The organism is Empedobacter brevis NBRC 14943 = ATCC 43319, assembly GCF_000382425.1.
In the GTDB taxonomy this organism is placed as follows: Bacteria; Bacteroidota; Bacteroidia; order Flavobacteriales; family Weeksellaceae; genus Empedobacter; species Empedobacter brevis.
The window spans coordinates 232,941-254,743 of sequence record NZ_KB908296.1 but is presented as its reverse complement, the minus strand read 5'-3'; the positions used below and the strand labels follow the sequence as shown (position 1 = coordinate 254,743).

General features: G+C 34.5%; 14 protein-coding genes and 1 tRNA gene. 4 read left to right on the top strand and 11 right to left on the bottom strand.

What is annotated here, in order from left to right; translation table 11 throughout:
* Positions 1-75: 75 nt before the first annotated feature.
* The 3 genes from H277_RS0111165 to bamG all read right to left on the bottom strand — a co-directional run bounded on the left by H277_RS0111165 (position 76) and on the right by bamG (position 4,235).
* Positions 76-2,235 (bottom strand): peptidylprolyl isomerase, encoded by a 2,160-nt coding sequence (locus tag H277_RS0111165; protein WP_019975680.1) that lies wholly within the window; start codon positions 2,233-2,235, stop codon positions 76-78.
* A gap of 114 nt (positions 2,236-2,349) precedes the next feature.
* Positions 2,350-2,949, bottom strand: a complete 600-nt coding sequence (lptC, locus tag H277_RS0111160) for an LPS export ABC transporter periplasmic protein LptC (protein WP_019975679.1) — start codon at positions 2,947-2,949, stop codon at positions 2,350-2,352.
* A gap of 2 nt (positions 2,950-2,951) precedes the next feature.
* Positions 2,952-4,235: a BamG family beta-barrel-assembly machinery protein gene (gene bamG / locus H277_RS0111155; RefSeq protein ID WP_081623214.1), complete on the bottom strand. Its 1,284-nt coding sequence runs from the start codon at positions 4,233-4,235 to the stop codon at positions 2,952-2,954.
* A 247-nt stretch (positions 4,236-4,482) separates the two neighbouring features.
* Here bamG and H277_RS0111150 point away from each other — a divergent pair.
* Positions 4,483-4,555 (top strand) — tRNA-Phe (locus tag H277_RS0111150).
* A gap of 147 nt (positions 4,556-4,702) precedes the next feature.
* Here H277_RS0111150 and H277_RS0111145 read toward each other — a convergent pair.
* Both H277_RS0111145 and H277_RS0111140 read right to left on the bottom strand, forming a co-directional pair.
* The gene (locus H277_RS0111145) at positions 4,703-6,970 is read right to left on the bottom strand and encodes an aconitate hydratase (RefSeq protein WP_019975677.1); all 2,268 of its coding nucleotides are present in this window, start codon (positions 6,968-6,970) and stop codon (positions 4,703-4,705) included.
* Between the two features lie 229 nt (positions 6,971-7,199).
* Positions 7,200-9,962 carry a bifunctional aconitate hydratase 2/2-methylisocitrate dehydratase gene (locus H277_RS0111140; RefSeq protein ID WP_019975676.1) on the bottom strand — a complete coding sequence of 921 codons (2,763 nt, stop codon included), beginning with the start codon at positions 9,960-9,962 and terminating at the stop codon, positions 7,200-7,202.
* A 723-nt stretch (positions 9,963-10,685) separates the two neighbouring features.
* Between H277_RS0111140 and argH the strand changes: the two genes are divergently transcribed.
* Entirely contained in the window at positions 10,686-11,987 is a 1,302-nt protein-coding gene (argH, locus tag H277_RS0111135; protein WP_019975675.1) for an argininosuccinate lyase, read from the top strand.
* Between the two features lie 237 nt (positions 11,988-12,224).
* Complete coding sequence (locus tag H277_RS0111130) at positions 12,225-12,443, top strand: hypothetical protein (RefSeq protein ID WP_019975674.1); 219 nt, start codon at positions 12,225-12,227, stop codon at positions 12,441-12,443.
* Positions 12,444-12,494: 51 nt separating this feature from the next.
* Here H277_RS0111130 and H277_RS0111125 read toward each other — a convergent pair whose 3' ends face one another.
* From H277_RS0111125 to H277_RS0111115, 3 genes are all read right to left on the bottom strand, one after another.
* Entirely contained in the window at positions 12,495-13,166 is a 672-nt protein-coding gene (locus tag H277_RS0111125) for a hypothetical protein (RefSeq protein WP_019975673.1), read from the bottom strand.
* Positions 13,167-13,267: 101 nt separating this feature from the next.
* On the bottom strand, positions 13,268-15,133 hold the full coding sequence (locus tag H277_RS0111120; RefSeq protein ID WP_019975672.1) for a GNAT family N-acyltransferase: 1,866 nt from the start codon (positions 15,131-15,133) through the stop codon (positions 13,268-13,270).
* Positions 15,134-16,375, bottom strand: coding sequence for an aspartate kinase (locus H277_RS0111115; protein ID WP_019975671.1), 1,242 nt, complete (start codon positions 16,373-16,375; stop codon positions 15,134-15,136).
* A 192-nt stretch (positions 16,376-16,567) separates the two neighbouring features.
* On the opposite strand from H277_RS0111115, the gene fbp reads away from it, so the two are divergent.
* Positions 16,568-17,584: a class 1 fructose-bisphosphatase gene (fbp, locus tag H277_RS0111110; protein WP_019975670.1), complete on the top strand. Its 1,017-nt coding sequence runs from the start codon at positions 16,568-16,570 to the stop codon at positions 17,582-17,584.
* A 131-nt stretch (positions 17,585-17,715) separates the two neighbouring features.
* Here fbp and H277_RS0111105 read toward each other — a convergent pair whose 3' ends face one another.
* From H277_RS0111105 to H277_RS0111095, 3 genes are all read right to left on the bottom strand, one after another.
* Positions 17,716-19,182: an SGNH/GDSL hydrolase family protein gene (locus H277_RS0111105; protein WP_019975669.1), complete on the bottom strand. Its 1,467-nt coding sequence runs from the start codon at positions 19,180-19,182 to the stop codon at positions 17,716-17,718.
* Between the two features lie 9 nt (positions 19,183-19,191).
* Complete coding sequence (locus H277_RS0111100; protein WP_019975668.1) at positions 19,192-20,424, bottom strand: OmpP1/FadL family transporter; 1,233 nt, start codon at positions 20,422-20,424, stop codon at positions 19,192-19,194.
* Between the two features lie 138 nt (positions 20,425-20,562).
* Positions 20,563-21,774 carry a BaiN/RdsA family NAD(P)/FAD-dependent oxidoreductase gene (locus H277_RS0111095; protein ID WP_019975667.1) on the bottom strand — a complete coding sequence of 404 codons (1,212 nt, stop codon included), beginning with the start codon at positions 21,772-21,774 and terminating at the stop codon, positions 20,563-20,565.
* Positions 21,775-21,803 lie beyond the last annotated feature (29 nt).

Here is a 21,803-nt window from a genome sequence, read left to right as displayed (position 1 = left end):
CTTAAATATAAAACAAAAACCGCCTGAACAATTGTTCAAACGGTTTTATTTATTATAAGATTTTTTTTTTGAATCTTAACGTAAAGCTCTGTCGCGGTTATCAACCACATCAGCAGCTTGAATCAATGATTGTAACAATGTTTGTTGGAAACGTCCTTGTAATTGACGGTTTAAATTATCCAAAATCATTGAACCTTTTTGATTCTTTTGAATTTGTTGGTTTGAAGGAATAATATAGAAAACTCCCGCATTACCAGCAATTGCTTTAGAAGATTGATTTGGTTTTACGCCAAACGCAGCTCCTACAACTTTAGGCTCTAAACCAATTCCTGTTAAATTAGAATTAGAGAAGTTAACTGTCGCATTTCCTTTTTTCGCTCCGAACTTAGATGCAAAAGCATTTAAACCACCATTTGCCACTTGCTCATCAACCAATTTAGCAACTTTTTCGTGCATCAAAACCGGCTCTACATATTGACGAACAACACTTGGATGAGCTAAACCTTTGTCAAATTTCTCAACTAAATGAACAACGATGTAGTCACCTGTTGAAGATGTAAACAAATTAGATGCACCAACATCTGTTTTCTTATCAAAAGCCCATTTTAAGATATCAGCATCTTGATCATTTGGAATATCTTGTCCAATTGCAGCATAACGCTCAATACCTTCTGTCGTATTATTTAAATAACCTCCTTTTTTTGCTAAAGTCTGGAAATCTTTCAACGATTTTCCTTCTACATTCTGCACATATGTTCTTGCACTTGTAAATGCTTTTTCTGTTGTCGCTTTAGAAGGCTCTATTGTTTTCACAATGTTTGCAACTTGATAAGCCGTTTTATTTTTCGCTTCATCAACTTTAATAATATGGTATCCAAATTGTGATTCAACCAAGTCAATTGTTCCAACCGGTTTCGTAAAAATAAATCCGTTATAAGTTTGATCCAATTGATTGTTTTTACCAACCCAACCAATACTTCCTTTTTGTACAGCAGATGATTTGTCATCAGATTTAGTAGACGCCACTTCTCCAAAAGAAGATGGATTCGCTTTTACTTGAGCTAAAATTTCTTCTGCTAATTTCTTTGCTTCTTCTTTTGTACGTTTTACTCCATTTCCTGCTGCGCTTCCAGTAAATGCAACTAAGATATGGCTTGATTTTACTGAATCTTTAACTTCTTTTACTTTAGAAAGTTTATATAACTGGTACGTATTTCCAATTTTGAAAGGACCTCCTATTTGTCCAACTGCAGCAGTTTTTAAGAAATTTGTTGCTTCTGTACCTAATTGTGCTTGCTCCAATTCTGCTTTCGTAAAGAAATTTGGAATAAATGGTTTCTCAGAATTTTGAGTCACATAAACTGAATCGCTTTTTGCCGAACCAAAAGCTTGAATCGTATCTGTTACATTATTCACTTCATCATGAACAATTTGTGTTGACAAATATTTTTTGATGTTCGCCAAAGCAACAGCTTCATCAGCAGCAGATGCTCCTGCAGGAAAATAAGTATAACTTAATTTCACTAATCCTTCTGCTTTAAACAATTTAGGATATTTCGCTTCGTAAGCAGAAATCTCTTCATCTGTAACTTTCACATTTAGTTTTTTAGCTAAAGTTGCATAGTCAACAAAAGCATATTGAATATTCGCATTAGAGATGTTATATCCTTGTTGAATATCAGCTTCTTTATTTGTAACCGCTGTACCAGCCATTACATAGCCAAAATATTTTTGAGATAAAATCTGTAATTTTATTTGTTCAGCAGTTTGCAACCAAGCTCTATATTGTTGTTGTGCTTCTGGACTAGCAGCAGCGTTAGCTTCTAATTGAGCAATTTGTTGCTGTGCTTCTGCACCAGATGCCATTCCAAAGTTTTGTGCAACATAACTCCAGAATTCATCATCAGAAACTCTTAAACCTAATTTTTCTGCATGTTGTTTCAACACTTTTTGGCTAACCAAGCTATTCCAAGTCTGTTGAGCAATTTGGTTTGGAGTTGCAGATTGACCTTGGTTTTCATACATCTTTTGTGTTTGATCGTATGCACTTTGATATTCTGCAATACCAATAGATTCTCCGTTAACTGTACCAACTACAGACGGATCTCCAGTAAATAATTGTTTAATCTTTGAATTCTCCCCGAATAAATCTCCTGCAACGAAAGCTAACATTGCAACTCCGATTACAACGAAGATCAGCCAAGTTTTTTTACGAATTTCTCCTAAAACTGCCATTGTTTTATTTTAATGTTATTTCTATAATAGGTGGCGAAAATACGACAATACATTGAATAATAAAATAGAAGAAGCGACAAGTATTCGCTTTTTTAATCATTTTTTTAACGTTTTTTAGAATTTTTGATTATCCTCTACGTACTTAAATCCTTGATTATTGAATAAAGTATAACTTTCTAAATCATCTGTAGCTTGTAAACCATTTTTCGCTGTTAACGAATCGCCTTCACTACTAATTAAATAAACTTCTTTCGATGTGTAAACCGTTTTGTTTTTTTTATTCCAAAATAATTGTTCGCTTTTCAACGAATCACCTTTTTCATTCACAATAATTACATTTCCTCTACCTTCATAGATTCCTGTCGCATCGCTCAATTTTGCCCAATCTGCCTGAAAATAACCTGGTTTGATTTGTCCTTTTTGATAAAAATCGAGGTCTAATCCTTTTCTAAACACCGTGTAAGGCGAATCAACCGTCGTATATTCTTCAATTAATGGTGAACGAACATTCATCGAAATTCGCCCTGAATCTCTATTGATAATATTCGCATTAATTAATGTACGGCTTGGAAATTCTACTTTCTTCTTATTGGTAGGAGGAAGTTCTTTTTTACAAGAAAAAAGCAAAATGGAAATGCTAATTAGTCCGAAAATATAAATCGGGGTGATTAAAACATTTTCATTTGCTTTTCTATACAATTTCTGTTTGTCCAAAATTAGTCAATAACTCTTTTTCTAAACCAAATATCATTTATATCAAACCCAACTTTAACTCCAAAATAATTTTCTTTGATTAAGTTGTTTGTTGTTTTTCCTTTTTGTCCGTATTCTAAAGAAATATTCATCATAGAACCATCACTCTGTTTCCCGATTGGGAATCCAAATCCTAATGTTGCTCCATAAGAATCTATATCTGTCCCATGAATAGAATATTGTGCAGATTGGTAATACATTCCGGCACGATAAGTCACACGATTAAAATAACTTTTATAACTGTTGTAATCAGGAATCCAATATCCTCCGACAGCTAAACGTACATTGTTCTTATAATCAACACTTGAAGACATCGTGCTATTTTGCCCTTCTAGCGGTTGAGAGAAATCTTTCCAATTGTTATACTTTGCTTCAATCGCTAACGACCAAGTATTGTCTTTAGAGTATGAAGCTCCTAATGTAAACATTTGTGGGATTTTTGTTTTACCGTTATCTACTCTGATAATTGAAATGGTGTCTAAAGAAGACTGAGTTGTTCCAATATAGCTGTATGTTGTTGTAAGATCGGTCACGTCTGTTCTTAGATTAGTCCCTAAAGTATAGGTTGCTCCAAGATTCAAGTTGTGTGTTTTCCCTATTTTCTTTGTGTACATTGATCCTAACGTAAACTGAGCCCCTCTATAATTAGACTTATCACTATAATCCACAGCCAAACTAGCTCCTTCTACGGCTAAAATTTCATTACGTTTCAACTCTCCAAATAAATAATTCACACGTAAACCTAAAGAAAATTCTTTGGTAAGGTTTCTAGAATAAAAAGCATGAATACTATTTAGTCCACCATCTCCTTTCATTTGAACATTCTGTTTGATATTATTTCTTTCTGAAGTTGTCATAATATCATATCCTAAAGCTGAATAAGGTTGAAATCCTAAACCAAAACTTCCTTTTTCACCTACCGGAAAAGCCAATGAGATATTTGAAACGTTAAAACGACCAGCGTTTTCTTTGTCTGTTCCAGATTTGAAACTATAGTTGGTTCCACTTCCACTCGCATTAAAAGTTGTCATACGCAAGTTTTGATTAGCTGCCGGATTTGCAAAATTTGCACTTTGTCCGTAAGGATTCGTAGGAACTGTTGAAATACCGCCCATACCAGCTTGTTCAGTATTATTATCGAATAATTGCTCACCTACTCCATAAGCAGAATAAGGAGAAACTGATATTGATTGAGCTTTTACTGTTACCACACTAAAAAGTGATAAACTACAAATGATCCACTTCATTATGAATGTATAATAGAATTCTAAGACGCAAATATGATGATTTGTTGCGAATTGTAAAAATTAGATTGCAAAAATGAGTTGTTAATTATCTATTAAAATGTTAAAACTTCATTTTTTTCTGCAAAGATAAAAAAAATAAAATTTTATTTCTCGGTAAATGAACAAGATAGCTTTTACAGATGAAAAATATTTTAGAAAATGTTTGGCAGAACAGATTTTCGCTCTATATTTGCATCACAATTAAGGCGGTGCCTTAGCTCAGTTGGTAGAGCAAAGGACTGAAAATCCTTGTGTCCCTGGTTCGATTCCTGGAGGCACCACTGCTTAAAACCTCAATCATTTGATTGAGGTTTTTTTTATGCTTAATTATTTTTAAACACAATAAAAAAATCAAATTTTATTGTGTTTAAAGAACAAAAGCCGATGTAGAAATACATCGGCTTTTGTTTTATAATAAATTAAATGAATTATTTTGCTTGCTGCACTTTAATTAAATTCAATGCAGAACCGGCTTTAAACCACTCAATTTGTTGTGCGTTATACGTATGATTTGCTAAAATTGAATCTTTAGAACCATCTGTATGTACCAATTCTATTGTCAGTGGTTTTCCCGGAGCGAACTCTGTTAAATCAATAAAGTTGATTGTGTCATCTTCTTGAACTTTATCATAATCCGCTTTATCAGCAAATGTTAAGGCTAACATTCCTTGTTTTTTAAGATTTGTCTCATGAATACGTGCAAAAGAACGAACCAGAACAGCGACAGAACCTAAATGACGGGGCTGCATTGCCGCATGCTCACGAGAAGAGCCTTCCCCATAGTTTTCATCTCCAACAATTACAGAAGGAACGCCTGCCGCTTTGTATGCACGAGCAGTATCAGGAACAGCTCCATACTCTCCTGTCAATTGGTTTTTAACTGAATTTGTTTCTTGATTGAATGCATTTACAGCTCCAATCAATGTATTATTCGAAATATTATCTAAATGACCTCTGAAACGCAACCAAGGACCAGCCATAGAAATGTGATCTGTTGTACATTTCCCAAATGCTTTGATTAATAATTTAGCACCCATAATGTTTTCCCCATTCCAAGGTTTGAATCCTTCTAATAATTGCAAGCGTTCAGAATTAGGATTAACAATCACTTCTACATGAGAACCATCCTCTACCGGTGCTTGATATCCGTTATCTTCATATGCATACCCTTTGCCTGGTAATTCTTCACCTTTTGGAGCATCTAACATAACTTCTTCGCCGTCTTTATTGACCAATTTATCCGTCAATGGATTAAAATCTAAACGACCAGAAATTGCAATTGCTGCAACCATTTCCGGAGAAGTTACAAATGCATAGGTATTTGGATTTCCATCTGCACGTTTTTTGAAGTTACGATTGAATGAGTGAACAATTGTATTTTTTTCTTCTTTATCAGCACCTTCACGATCCCATTGACCAATACATGGTCCACAGGCATTTGTAAAAATCACGGCATTCAAATCTTCGAACGTTTTTAATAATCCATCACGATCTGCGGTATAACGAACAACTTCAGAACCTGGATTAATCCCGAAAGCGGCTTTTGTTACAAGGCCTTTGTCAATTGCTTGTTGAGCAATTGAAGCTGCGCGAGTTAAATCTTCATAAGAAGAATTCGTACAAGAACCTATTAATCCCCACTCCACATCTAATGGCCATCCATTGGCAGCTGCAGTTTCCTTCATTTTTGAAACCGGCGTCATTAAATCTGGTGTAAAAGGACCATTCAGACGAGGTTCCAATTCTGATAAGTTAATTTCGATTAATTGATCGTAATAGTCTTTTGGATTTTCATATACTTCATCATCCGAACGTAAATATGATTTATGTTCATTCGCAGCATCAGCCACATCATTACGGTCTGTTGCTCTCAAATATCTCTCAGAAGCATCATCATACGCAAAAATAGACGTTGTTGCTCCAATTTCAGCTCCCATGTTACAGATTGTTCCCTTACCTGTTGCAGATAAAGACTCTGCACCTTCTCCAAAATATTCTACAATTGCTCCGGTACCACCTTTTACAGTTAAACGTCCCGCAACCTCTAAAATAACATCTTTAGGGGCTGCCCAACCAGATAATTTACCGGTTAATTTGACACCAATTAATTTTGGCATTTTTAATTCCCAAGCCATACCTGACATTACATCAACTGCATCAGCACCACCAACACCAATTGCAACCATTCCCAATCCACCTGCATTTGGGGTATGTGAGTCAGTACCAATCATCATTCCTCCCGGAAAAGCATAGTTTTCCAAAACAACTTGGTGAATAATACCGGCACCTGGTTTCCAAAATCCAATTCCATATTTATTCGACACAGACTCCAAAAAGTTAAATACTTCTGAAGATTTATTAATTGCCTCTTGTAAATCGGTTTTAGCACCAACTTTAGCCTGAATCAAGTGATCACAATGAACCGTAGACGGAACTGCCGTTTTTACTTTACCTGCTTGCATAAACTGTAACAAAGCCATCTGAGCAGTTGCGTCCTGCATCGCTACGCGATCTGGAGCGAAATCCACATAAGACTCGCCTCTTGTGTATGCTTGCGTTGGTTGTCCATCAAACAAATGGGCATATAAAATTTTTTCTGAGTAAGTTAAAGGACGAGCTACGATACTTCTCGCAGCATCTACACGTTCTTGCATTTTGGCATAAACGCCTTTAATCATATTTATATCAAATGCCATAATTACTGTTTTTATTTTATTGGTTTAAATTCATCAAAAAACATACCCCAATATACTGAATTATTTATTAATTAACACCTCTTAAACAATCAATAATCTTATTTAAATCAATTCTAACTTGTTTTTAAACAACCATATAAAAAGTCTATAAAAAAACCGAGACTATCGGTGAACGATAGTCTCGGTTTAAATTTATATCAATACGTTTTGCAGTGAAAATGCGGACGAATTAATTCATAGAAATTGGTTTAAACTTCGTTAAGTTAATCCCTTCTACAGCCGCTTTGTACTCTTCTATACTTGGAATACGACCTAAAATAGCAGACAACACAACAACGGGAGTAGACGCTAATAAAGATTCACCTTTTTTACCATCTCTATCTTCAACCACACGCCCTTGGAATAAACGAGTTGACGTAGCCATTACAGTATCTCCTTTTTCAGCTTTCTCCTGATTACCCATACATAAGTTACAACCAGGACGCTCTAAGTACATAATATTTTCATATTCCGTACGAGCTGTAGATTTTGGTAATAAATCACTAAACTCAAATCCTGAGTATTTTTGTAACATTTCCCAATCTCCTTCCGCTTTTAATTCATCGATGATGTTATATGTAGGAGCTGCGACTACTAAAGGAGCTTTGAACTCAACTTTCCCATTTGCTTTTTCTACATTACGCAACATTTGAGAAACAATTTTTAAATCGTCTTTGTGTACCATACAAGATCCTACGAACCCTAAATCTACATGCTTATCTCCTCCATAATAAGTCAGGTCACGAATTGTATCGTGTGTATAACGTTTAGAGACATCTACATTGTTAACATCCGGATCGGCAATCATTGGCTCTTCAATGATATCTAAGTCAATCACAACTTCTGCATAGTACTTAGCATTTGCATCAGGTGTTAAAGCTGGTTTTTCGCCAGACTTAATTTCTTCGATACGTTTGTTTGCTTTATCAATTAATCCTTGTAACACTTGGTTTTTATTATCCATCCCTTTCTCGATCATAATTTGAATACGAGATTTAGCAATTTCTAACGATTGGATTAAGGTGTCATCTTGAGAAATACAGATAGATGCTTTCGCTTTCATCTCTGCAGTCCAGTCAGTAAACGTAAACGCTTGATCCGCTAATAACGTTCCGATATGCACCTCAATTATACGACCTTGGAAGACGTTTTCACCATCAAATTGTTTCAACATTTGTGCTTGAGTAGCGTGAACCACATCACGGAAATCCATGTGTTGTTTCATCTCTCCCTTGAAAGTAACCTTTACAGATTCCGGAATTGGCATAGATGCTTCACCAGTTGCCAAAGCCAGAGCTACCGTTCCTGAATCGGCACCAAAAGCAACACCTTTAGACATACGCGTGTGTGAATCACCACCAATGATGATAGCCCATTCGTCAATCGTAATATCATTTAATACTTTGTGAATAACGTCAGTCATTGCATGGTATTCACCCTTAGGGTCACGTGCAGTAATTACACCGAAGTCATTCATAAATTTCATCAATTTCGGAATGTTAGCTTGCGCTTTTTTGTCCCAAACTGAAGCTGTATGACATCCTGATTGGTAAGCTCCATCCACTGTAGGAGCGATAACTGTAGCAGCCATAGCTTCTAACTCCTGCGACGTCATCAAACCTGTTGTATCCTGAGAACCTACAATATTTACTTTAACACGAACGTCAGAACCCGCATGTAAAACTTTTCCCGGAGTAGATCCAACTGCATTGTTATTGAAGATTTTCTCAACAGCAGTTAAACCTTGACCATCATTTGAGATCTCTTTTGAAGGAGCGAAAACTAAAGGAGCTTCGATACCCAAAGTTTGAGCAGCAAATGTTTGAATTTTTTTACCAAAAACAATCGCATAAGAACCACCTGCTTTGATAAATTCCATTTTTTGAGGAGTCAATGATCTTGAAATATCTATTAACTCTTGGTCTCCGTTGTATAATTTTTGAGTTTTTGTATTGATTGTTAAAACAGTACCTGTAGCAACTGAATAAACTTCTTCTAAAACCGGATCTCCAGCTTCGTTACGAACAACTTCTCCGTTTGCATCTACTTGTTTTTTCCAGTTTTTCAAATCGATCCCAATACCACCTGTAACATCTACTGTTGTTAAGAAAATTGGAGAAATTCCGTTAGTACCTGCAACAATTGGAGCGATATTTACAAAAGGAACATAAGGAGACGCTTGTTTTCCTGTCCATAGCGCCACGTTGTTAACACCTGACATACGAGAAGAACCAACTCCCATTGTACCTTTTTCAGCGATTAACATCACAGAGGCATCTGGGTGTTGCGCTTGTAAAGCTTTGATTTCAGCTTGAGCAGCTGGCGTAATCATACATTGACCATGCAATTCTCTATCAGAACGAGAGTGTGCTTGGTTACCCGGAGATAGTAAATCTGTCGAAATATCACCTTCAGCAGCAATGTAAGTCACAACTTTTATTTCTTCTGCAACAGCAGGTAATTCTGTAAAGAATTCTGCTTTTGCATAACTTTCTAAAATATCTTTTGCGATTGCATTTCCTGCTTTGAAAGCATCCGCTAAACGCGCTGTATCTGCATCATACAAGAAAACTTGTGTTTTAAGAACTTCCGCAGCTTGTTTAGCAATTGCTTCGTCGTTTCCTAAAGCCAAGTCTAAAAGAACCTCGATAGATGGTCCTCCTTTCATGTGAGATAATAATTCGAATGCATAAGTTGGTGTAATTTCAGCAACTTCCGCTTCTCCTAAAATAATTTCTTTTAAAAATTTTGCTTTTACACCTGCAGCAGAAGTTGTTCCCGGCAATGTGTTATAGATAAAGAATTTAACAGAATCCTCTCGGTATTCGTTGTTAACATCTTTAATTTGATTAATGATTTCACTTAGTAATTCTGCACCATCAATTGGTTTTGGATGTAAACCTTGACCTTTTCTTTCTTCAATTTCGTTAAGATACTCTTGGTAAAGACTCATAATTATTTATCTTTTCTTTTTTAATATTAAAGATTGTTTAAAACCAAGCTACTTACACTTAATTTTAATCAATCAAAATGAACTATATACTTATACTACTTCGTTGTATCGTCACATCTTATACTACAAATTTTTTTCATCGAAAACCATTTTTGGCATAGGTAACCACTGTTATCAGAATACAAACTAAGTATTTAATTTTTCTTCGAGGCAACTTTTAAACATTAACTATCAGTAAATCAAAAACAAAAACGTTTAAAAACCATATCAATATTTAAATTTCCATGTTGTCAATCGTCTAAACAAACCTGTATTTATTTATAAATTGGCACACAAAATTACGTTTATAGTAATGATTTTTCATCAAAGAATGATATATTTTAGTTATATTTTAATAATTTAGAATTATTATAAAAAAGGTGTAAATTTCACTTTAACAAGGTTTTAAACGTAAAAAAACAGAAGTTAAAAATTTAAGGCTTCTCAAAATATCAACTTCACAATTTTTGTATCTTTTTTTTACGAAATTGAATTATATCTAAAATTTAATAACTATTCAATAATCAATCTTTAAAAATGATATCAATCGTCTAATCAATCTTTAAAATCAATTCATATTATTCAAAATGAATAAATATTAAACAATATTAATAATTATACAGTTTTAATGCAATATTATACAAGTTTTTATTACCTTTGCGCCCTTAATTCATTATTATAAATATGAAACTTTGGGACAAAGGTTTTACCATTCATGATAAAATCGAAAAATTTACTGTTGGGAAAGACAGAGAATTAGATGCTCATCTCGCAAAATATGATGCGTTGGCATCAAAAGCGCAAGCGAACATGCTGGCAAAAGCGGGTTTGATTACAAATGAAGAGAATCATGCTTTGCAAAATGCATTGGATGAAGTCTTGGTTTTAATTGCTGAAAATAATTTCGAAATAGACGAAAGCTACGAAGATATCCATTCAAAAATTGAAGCTTTCTTAATTGAAAGAACCGGAGATGCAGGAAAAAAAATCCACGTTGCGCGCTCCAGAAATGATCAAGTTTTAGTTGCAATACAACTTTTTGAAAAAGAGTATTTAAAACAAACAACAGAAAAAATAATCAATTTAATTGAGGTATTCTTACAAAAAGCAGACGAATTCAAAAACCATTTATTACCGGGGTACACACATTTTCAGGCAGCAATGCCAAGCAGTTTTGGCCTATGGTTTTCTGCATATGCCGAAAGTTTATTAACAGATTTATATTTTTTTGAAGCTGCCTATAAAATTGCCGACCAAAACCCTTTAGGTTCGGGAGCCGGTTTTGGAACGAGCTTCCCTATTGATCGTTTACAAACAACACAAGAATTAGGTTTTTCTGAAATGTTAGTTTCTTCTGTCGGTGCACAAATGCTACGTGGAAAAACAGAAAAATCTGTTGCCACTGCATTGGCTATGATTTGCGGAACATTGTCTAAAATGTCTTATGATTTGGTTTTATACAATTCTCAAGATTTGGCTTTTGTAAAATTGCCCAACGAAATGACAACCGGCTCATCTATTATGCCTCACAAGAAGAATCCGGATGTTTTTGAATTGACTCGTGCACATTGTAACCGAATTCAGGCTTTACCAAATGACATCACCATGACAATTAACAACCTGCCTAGCGGATATCATCGTGATTATCAAATTTTGAAAGAAATTTTATTCGAACCCATGATGCAGTTTGACAACATCATTGATATTTTAACATTTGCAATTCCACAACTTCAAATCAAAGATAATTATATAAATCAGGAAAAATATGACCCTATTTATACCGTGGAAAATATCAACGAAGCGATTAAAAATGGAACTCCTTTCCGTGATGCCTATAAAGAAGTTGGTTTATCTGTTGAAAACGGTACATATATTCCACACAAAGAATTTCAGACTTCACATATCGGAAGTATCCATAATTTGAGATTAGATTTAATTTCAACTAAAATCGAAAAATTCAAATTAGAAGCACAAGTTATGAAATAACACCTTGTATAGAGATAAGAATTCATCCTCAAATCTATCATTTTTGAGGATTTTTTTATGTAGACAATTTTATAATTTCGGAAAACTAAAGCACATAAACAACTGATATCATGTTTTTTGTAAAACAGAAATTGTTTTACAAAATAATTACAATAGTTTTTTATCACATTAGGTCAAATCCATCTTAACTTTGATTCATCAAATAACAAATTTGTTTAAACGATTAAAATTAAAAAAATGAAAAAATTTTTCGCAGTAGTTGCAGTAGCAGCTTTATCATTAGGAGCAGTATCTTGTGGAGAGAAAACTGAAGAAGCACCAGTAGAAGAAGCACCAGCTACAGATTCTGCAACAGCAGTAGTTGATTCTGCAGTAGTTGATTCTACAGCAGTAGCTCCAACAGCTGATTCTACAGCAGTAGCTCCAGCAGCTGACTCTACAGCAGTAGCTAAATAATTCAAGCGAAGCTAAAATATAAATGCGTTTAACTAAGTTAAACGCATTTTTTTATGGTTTTAGTTCATAATTCCCATTTGCCCACATTTTACATGGTTTAATCCATTCATCAGAAGCAATGTATAAAAAGCCATGTTTTAGTCCATTGTTTAATTCAATTTCTCTAAAGTGTGGAACCGGAAGTTTAGACAATTCTTTTCTTCTTATTGCGGAAACTCCATATTCATCTGATTTCTCATAAATATTCAAAATATTTCCACAGAACTCTATTTCTGGAGTATCTTCAATATCAGAATTTTGATAAGCTCCAATAAAAACAAAATTCAGATTAGGTTCTTTTGCTATAGTAGAAACATATTGAGCAATATAACCGCCTTTAGAAGTCCCTATTATTGTGATATGATTCGGTTTTACACCTTGTGAAATTAAACTATCAACCTGAATTTTAACTTTTTGTGCATATTCAATCCAATTTGTCTTTGATTTTCGCTTTTCACTAATCACCACAAAACCATCTTTCCTAAACGATTCTAAAATCTTTGAGTACTCTGCTTTCACTCCATAGTTTGACTCATAAGTTCCATCCGGATTCTCTTCTAAAAATTTGTTGTGTAGAAAAAATATATATTTCCTTTCTGTTGTATTGTTTTTTGTGGCTTTTGAATAACAATTTAAATGAATAATTAAAACTGATAAGAATACTATAGAAATTAGTCCTTTCATGGATTTAGAATAATTTTATACACAAGTCAAATGAACAATTTTATCTAACTAAACACGCATAAATAAAATTTCAAATGAATATATATAAAAAAATGGGAATCTTATAGTAGATTCCCATCAAATTTTCCTGATTGTATTTTACGGTCTAATTCTGCTTGAATATCTTCCAGAACAGGACGAACAGTCGACTCGGGAATATCCGAAACTCTGATGTACATTAAACCATCTATTGCATCATTAAATTTCGGATCAACGTTAAACGCAATAACCTTCGCGTTCTGTTTGATGTATTTTTTAATCAAAACCGGCAAGCGCAACATATTAGGCTCAAGTTCATCAATCAATTTATCAAATTTATTCAAATCCGCTTCAGACTCATCAAAAATAAATTCTTTATCCTCTTCTTTCAGCTTAACCTTATATTCATTTTTGGCTCTCACATATTGTGCAACTGTTGAATCATAGTAATGAGATTTCATAAACTCGATCATCAATGATTTCGAAAAATCAGAAAACTGATTACTAATACTCACACCACCTATAATAAATTTTTGATTTGGATTTCTCAATGTAACATGTACAATCCCTCTCCACAACAAGAACAGCGGCATTGGTTTTTGTTGATATTCAGCCGAAACAAAAGCACGTCCCATTTCGATGCATTTTTTAAAGAAAGGATGAATTTCCGGATCGAAATTGAATAATTCATTCACATAAAACCCGTTGATTCCATATTTTTCATACACTTCTGAACCAATTGCCATACGATAAGCTCCTACTATCTTGTTTGTTTCCTTATCCCATAAAAACAAATGATGATAATGATTATCAAATCTATCCAAATCAATTTCGTCATTTGTTCCCTCTCCAATCGCTCGGAAAGTGATTTCACGTAAACGTCCGATTTCTCTTAAAATATTTGGAATTTGCTGAGCGGTTGCAAAAAAACATTCGTAATTATTATTGGTAAACAATAACGCCTGTTCATCTTTTTGTAACTCTATAATGTCCTGCTTCAACAATTCTAAAGATGTTTCAGAAATAACAGGTTTAACCTTTTTATTTGAAGAAGATAAACTTGGTAAATTCGGAATTTTCAATTCAATATTTGTCGGATTTTTCAGAACCTCTGTAAAACTTCTTTTCTGTTTATAATAAGAAGAAAGCATGTAGGTTTTCTTTCTCAAAAAAGCTGAATAATCTTGAATTGTTTCGTGTTCGTCTTGCTGTTTTTGTAAGATTGGTTTCCCGATCCGAATCTGAATTGGACGAGTTCGCTTCTTCATCATTTCCGCAGGCAACATCGCCGTTTGGAAATCCGGATGAAGTTTTGCCACCCGGTAAAAAATATTGCTATTTCTCGCTCTAAAAAACATTGGAACAACAGGAACTTTAGCCTTCTTAATCAACTTCATTGCTGACTCCTGCCATTCTCTGTCAATAATTCTGCTTTCATCATCGCGGTACGAAACTTCTCCTGCCGGAAAAATACCTAAACACCCTCCGTCTCTCAATAATTTTAACGCATCTCGCATTCCCGAAAGACTATTGTAGGCTTCTTTTCGTGTTTCGAAAGGGTTAACCGGAATAATCATAGGATCTAACGGTTTAATTTTTTGCAATAAAAAATTACCCATTACCTTAAAATCAGGACGAATTTTTGACATGCAATGCATCAAAATAATTCCATCCAATGCACCTAACGGATGATTAGAAATAAGGATAAACGGACCTTCTTTTGGAATACGTTTCAAATCTTCTTCGTGGATTTCATACTCCACTCCCATGTCATCTATTAAATAATCTAAGAAAGGTTCACATTCTAAATGTTTTCCCCGGTTATATAAATCATTTAGCTGATCTATACTAAAAATTTTTTTCAATGCCCAAGCGACGGGTTTTCCTAAAACTCCAATTTTAGAAAGGCCTGATGCTGAATAGATATCTTGTGTAGTAATTAAACTCATTTAAGCTTTTACAACGATTTGTAATGTTTCGCGTACGGTTTGACGCAATAACTCTTTTTCTTTTGATACAACTTTGTCTGAGTCGGAATTGAAATGACGAATTGTGTACAATAAAACATTGTTTTCTGCCTGTACTTTGAATTCTTCATTCATATCTGCTACAAACTTATCTAAGTTGTTGTATTTATCCTCTAAACATAAAGATAGTGAAATTGCTGAATTCTGCATCAAATTTACTTTGATTTGATAATCATACAATTTATTGAAGATACCGCTCAATTTATCTTCTGTAATAAACGAAAAATCCTTACTTGATAAACGCACCAAGTGCTGATCCCTTTTCAAGATGAAACAAGGAACTTTCGGATCTAATGGTTGACCTTTTGCAACCTCTGTTCCTGCTTCTGTCGGATTGATAAATGATTTGACGAAGAAAGGAATTTTCTTTTGTTGAAGAGGTTGTAACGTTTTCGGGTGAATAACAGAAGCTCCATAATAAGCCAATTCTATTGCCTCTTCATACGAAATGTGATGCAACAACTCTGCCTTATCAAAATAGCGCGGATCCGCATTTAAAACACCCGGTACATCTTTCCAAATGGTCATGCTTTCAGCATTTAAACAATATGCAAAGATCGCAGCCGAATAATCTGATCCTTCACGCCCTAAAGTCGTTGTAAAGAAATTAAGATCCGACCCTAGGAAACCTTGTGTTATAAATAAGCCTGTTTGTGGCAGCTTTGTGATATTTTCTTCCGTCAATGTCCAATTTACTTTTCCTTCGCGGTATGTATTATCTGTTTTGATATAATCGCGAACATCTAACCACTCATTGTGAATCTTTATCGAATTAAGATACATACTGATAATTTTTGTCGAGATTAACTCTCCACAACAAACGATTTGATCATATACATAACTGTAATTCGGTGATTTGTTTCGTCTCAGAAATGATACAATGTCATCAAAAAACTGTGAAATTTCATTCGAAACTTCTGTTGGATTATCAAATAATTCTTTTGCTAAAGTAATGTGTTGCTCCTTAACATCATTAATTGTTTTCTCGAAATCGTCCTTTTCAAAATAACGTTTGACTACTTCTTCCAATGCATTTGTTGTCTTGCCCATAGCAGAAACGATCACGCATGTATTTTCGTAACCAACAGATTGCAGCAATTCTGCAACATTTCTAACGCCGGCTGCATCTTTTACAGAGGCACCACCGAATTTGAAAACTTTCATTTCTATAAAAACTTTTTTTACAATTTATTAACTTGCAAATATAACCAAACTACAAATTATATCTTGACCGAATCAAATTAAAATGAAAAATAAATTTGCATGATGGTTTTCATGTATTTAGATTAATTTCAAACGTTTGAAATGATGAGCATTTAAGTTTTTATTCCGATATTTGACGAGCAAAACATAATTATGAACACAAATTCTCATCAAACTCTCGGAGAGTTTATCATAGAAAATCAAGCCGATTTTATTTATTCATCCGGAGAACTATCCAGACTACTGAGTTCTATTAAATTAGCGACAAAAGTTGTTAATTACAAAGTCAACAAAGCTGGTTTAGTTAGTATATTAGGTGAATTCGGAAATGAAAATGTCCAAGGAGAAAAACAACAAAAATTGGATGTTTTTGCAAATGAAACATTTATAGAAACTTTATCGCAACGTGAAGTTGTGTGCGGAATCGCTTCAGAAGAAAATGAAGATTTTATTGCAATTCAACCTTCAAAAAATTCTAAAAACAGTAAATACGTTGTATTAATTGACCCTTTAGATGGTTCTTCTAATATTGATGTCAACGTTTCCGTAGGAACTATTTTCTCTATTTACCACCGTGTTACAGAACCAGGAACACCTGTTACAATAGAGGATTTTCTACAACCCGGAAATAAACAAGTTGCTGCCGGTTATGTTATTTATGGTACATCGACCATGTTGGTTTACACGACAGGAAAAGGGGTTAACGGATTTACCTTAAATCCGGGAATCGGTACATTTTACTTATCGCATCCGAATATGTGCATTCCGGAAGATGGAAATATTTATTCGGTAAACGAAGGGAATTACGTCAAATTCCCGCAAGGCGTTAAAAATTACATAAAATACTGCCAGGCAGATGAAGATAACCGTCCGTATACTTCTCGTTATATCGGTTCCCTTTGTTCCGACTTTCACCGAAACATGTTGAAAGGAGGAATTTACATTTATCCTTCGGGAACAAATAATCCAAATGGTAAATTGCGTTTATTATACGAATGTAATCCTATGGCCTTTATCGCGGAACAAGCAGGAGGTAAAGCTTCAGATGGTTTTAAACGTATTATGGATATCGAGCCAACAGAATTACACCAACGTATTCCTTTCTTTTGCGGATCAAAAAATATGGTCGAGAAAGCAGAAGAATTTATGCGAAATGAAGAATTGAAGTAAGCTAGATTTTAACAGATATCAAATAGAAGCAAACCATTGGGTTTGCTTTTATTATTTTCTAAACGACCATTTCTTCAACAAAAAAAAGACTACCTCAACGAGATAGTCTTTTATAATTTATTGAATAATAATTAAGGAATAGCTATTCCCGGGTAGTTCCCCGGATAAACATGTCTTAATGTCGATTGATATTTTCTGTTAATTGCATCTGCAAACATATTAGCTACAATAGCATAACCTGTTCCTGTTAAGTGAACTCCATCTAAAGAGAAGGCTCCTCCCGAAACAAAAGTTGTTGTATAAGTTTGTCCATAATACTTAATACCTGAACTAGAACTTAATTTTTTCATTTCAGAATATGCATCCACCAATGCTAAATTATATTTTGTTGCTAAACTTGCTATTGAAGCATTGTATTTCGTTACTGCCGCTTCAGCTTTTGCCGTTTCTTTTTCTGTTAAAACATATTGATCTGGCATTTGTATTTGTGTACCATAACCTTGTCTTAACAAAGGCAATGCTGTTAGCGTAATTAAATCTTTCGAAGTCGCTTGTCTATAACTATTTAATCCTAAAGCTGATAAATTTGTTAAATCTTTATCTATTATTACTAATGCATTTTGAGTTGCTCCTGCTGTAAATGGTTTAATTAAACGTTGTTCATACTCTGCCTGATTAATTAAATTATTCTTAAGCGCTAATGCTAATCCACCATTGTATTGCGCATAAGCAGTATTTAAACCTGATATCTGCACATCTGTTAAACCAGTAATTGCATTATACGGTACAGTTGTAAAATATGGAATCGATGTTACAGAAGGAATATTCGCAATAACACCTTTTGGCTTTTTTGCAGAATTCGTCATTGTAGCAATAATTTGTTCTAAAGCCCCTGCAACTACTGTCGCATTTGAAATATCATTTGAATTATAATCTGCGGCAACTAAACTACCTGTTTCATTATGATCTACACCGGTACCACCACTTGTTGCATACCCCAATACATCATTATTTCCAATCCATAGAGAGAAAAATGTAGGTTCTTGTTCTACAGCATCAGCTACAACAGAAACAGAAGGTCCACTTGCAAAACGAACAAAATACGGATTTGCCTTTCCTACTGCTAATCCTGCAGGATTTCCATAACCTGGGGCAACTAAATGGTATGATTTTGCACCCGGAACCCCCATATTTTGGAATTTTCCTTTATCCGCTAAAAAATCCAATGCCGCTCCGGGAGCACTTGGCACAGGAGTTAAAGCTCCATTTACGATTTGTAAACTTAATTTTCCCGGAAAGCCAGGTAAATCGGTAAATCCACCTGTATCATTTGGCATATAAGGAGTTGTAAATTCTCCTCCACCTGCAGCTTTCATTAATCCGGCTAACATATTCGGATAAGAATTTTCTTGACCGGAACGGTACAATGCATTGTCTCTATAACCAGAAGTTAACGAGTTTCCTAACGCAATGTATTTTTGAAAGTCAGCTTCACCTGCTGTTACTTTAATGTCTTCAACCGGATTGTCAAAATCCTGATCACAGCTAAACATCGTAGCAGCTAAAGCAACTAATACTATTTTATTTAAATGTTTCATGTTGTAGTGTTATTTAAGATTATACGTTAGTCCTAAACCAAAGTTAATTGCACGCATCTTCACATCTCCTGAGAAATTTTGCTCGATGTTGTCAATATGTCTCTCATCTCCCTGTACATAAGAACCAAACAGATCTAAATAAAATCCATTGTTAAATTTAAATCCTACACCTGCAGAAACAGAGTTTAAATTAGAACTTGGTGTTTCTGAAGACCAGTATGCTGCCGGAACAGGTGATTTATCGTGGTAATACCCAACACGTCCTACAATCATATCATTGAATGTATATTCAGCTCCAAAACGGAACAATGTATTGTCTTTCCAATTCTTTTGAGAAGATGACGTGTAAAAAGTGTTTGATGCATCATTGTATAAATTGATATCTAAACTTTTATAACGTGTCCAGTTTTGCCAAACAACATCTCCAAAGATTTCCAATTGAGGTAAGATTTTATACGACATCCCGAAAGTAAATTCAGATGGTAGTGGTAAAGTTGTGTTCCATTTATCTGTATTGAAAGGCACATTAGAGGCTATTCCGGAAGGCACATTCGTCCATGTAACGTCTCCTTTGTTTGCAGAAACATCAACATTTGAACGGTATGCTAATCCTACACCAAATTTCTCTGTTGGCTTGAACATTGCCCCAACATTAAACCCTAAACCATGAGCATCTTTGTCCTCTAGTTTTAGTTTAATATCATTTCCGGCAACAGTTTGTACTTTTTCTAATTTCGCTGTTCCGTGTGTGTAGATAAAGCCGATACCTAAACTGAACCAATCAGAAAAACGGTAAGCCACAGTTGGCTGAATGTTAAATGCTTTTAAATCAATATGCGTGATATTCGCTTTATTCTGCCAATCTTCCGGCCAGGTAACCGAACTTCCAAACGGTGTCGTTACGCTTATCCCTACTGCTAAGTCATCAACAGGTTTGTAACTCACCGCTAAATACATTGGTGTTCCCAATTTACTATCCGTTTCAGCTTTTTGCAAAGTTGTCGGGTCTTGCCATTTTACGTCAGTTTTTACACCAAAACCTCCGACAGCAATACTCAATTTACTGTCTACGAAAGCTAATCCGGCAGGGTTATAAAACGCCACACTCGCATCACGAGTCTGCGTCGCAGAAGTTCCTCCCAAAGCAGCTTGGCGAACTCCCTGTAAAGCAACACGGTAACCTCCTGCAAATGCAGATGTAGATAAGCCGATAAATGCTAATGTTAAGAAAATTTTCTTCATATTTTTTGTTCGTTTTTAATAATACCTTCTAACAAAAATAACATAATTTTATAATAATGTTATGTTAACATAATAAATTTTAAAAAAATCTTTATTCTTAAGGCTTTCAGCCATAATAATACTTGTGTAAAATATACACTATTGATAAATTTCTTTAATTTTTTCAGATATAATGTATCCTTCAGACCAACATGCCTGAAAATTAAATCCTCCTGTAATGGCATCAATATTTAACACTTCTCCTGCTAAAAATAAATGCGGTAGCTTTTTCGCTTGCATCGAATGAAAATCAATTTCTTTTAAATCTACCCCTCCAGCTGTTACAAATTCATCCTTGAATGTACTTTTTCCATTTATCTGATACATTCCTTGTGTCAATTCAATCGCAATTGCTTCCACTTGTTTCTTTGATAAATCTGCATACACTTTGTTTTCATCTACACGGCAATAATTTAGAATACTGAACCAAAAACGTTTCGGAAAATCGAACGGGTTATTCTTATGAACATTCTTTTTTGCATCAGCCTGTTTCTTATCATTTAAGAAAGAAATCACTTCATCTTTGGATTGATTCACAAAGTTAATTTCAGCTTCGAATTTATATTTACTTTCATTTAGCTTTAATGCTCCCCAAGCGGATAATCTTAAAATAGCCGGACCGCTAAATCCCCAATGTGTAATTAAAAGAGGACCTTCAGCGTCTAATTTTTGCTGATTGATTTTTACTTCTGCATTTTCAAATGAGATTCCCATCAAACCTTCAATGCGGGGATCTTTGCAGTTAAATGTAAACAATGAAGGAACAGGTTGAACAATCTGCAACCCTAAACTCTTCAGGCTTTTCCAAAATTTAGGGGTGCTTCCGGTTGTTATAATCACCGTTTCAAAAAATTGTTTTCCCGATTTCGTCATTAATTCATACCCTCCGTCTACCTTGCTTATCTCTTGTACACCTTCCGAGAAATTCAATTGAACTTTATTTTCATCTACGGCTTTTGTCAATGCTTCTATAATAGAAAGCGAAGAATCGCTCACAGGAAAAATACGGTTATCCTCTTCAATTTTTAATTCGACACCGCGTTCATCAAACCAAGCCATTGTATCTCCTGGTTGGAAAACATGAAAAACACTTCGCAATTCTTTTTTTCCTCGGGGATAAAATTCGACCAGATCCAACGGATCAAAACAAGCATGTGTCACATTACATCTTCCTCCTCCCGAAATTCGTACTTTTTGCAGCGGTAAATTTGCTTGTTCAAACAATACAGTTTGTTGTCCTACAGTTTTTCCAAGGTTTGCTGCAACAAAATATCCTGCTGCACCACCTCCTACAATGGCTATTTTTTTCACGGAACAAAGGTAAAATTTTATTTTTAACA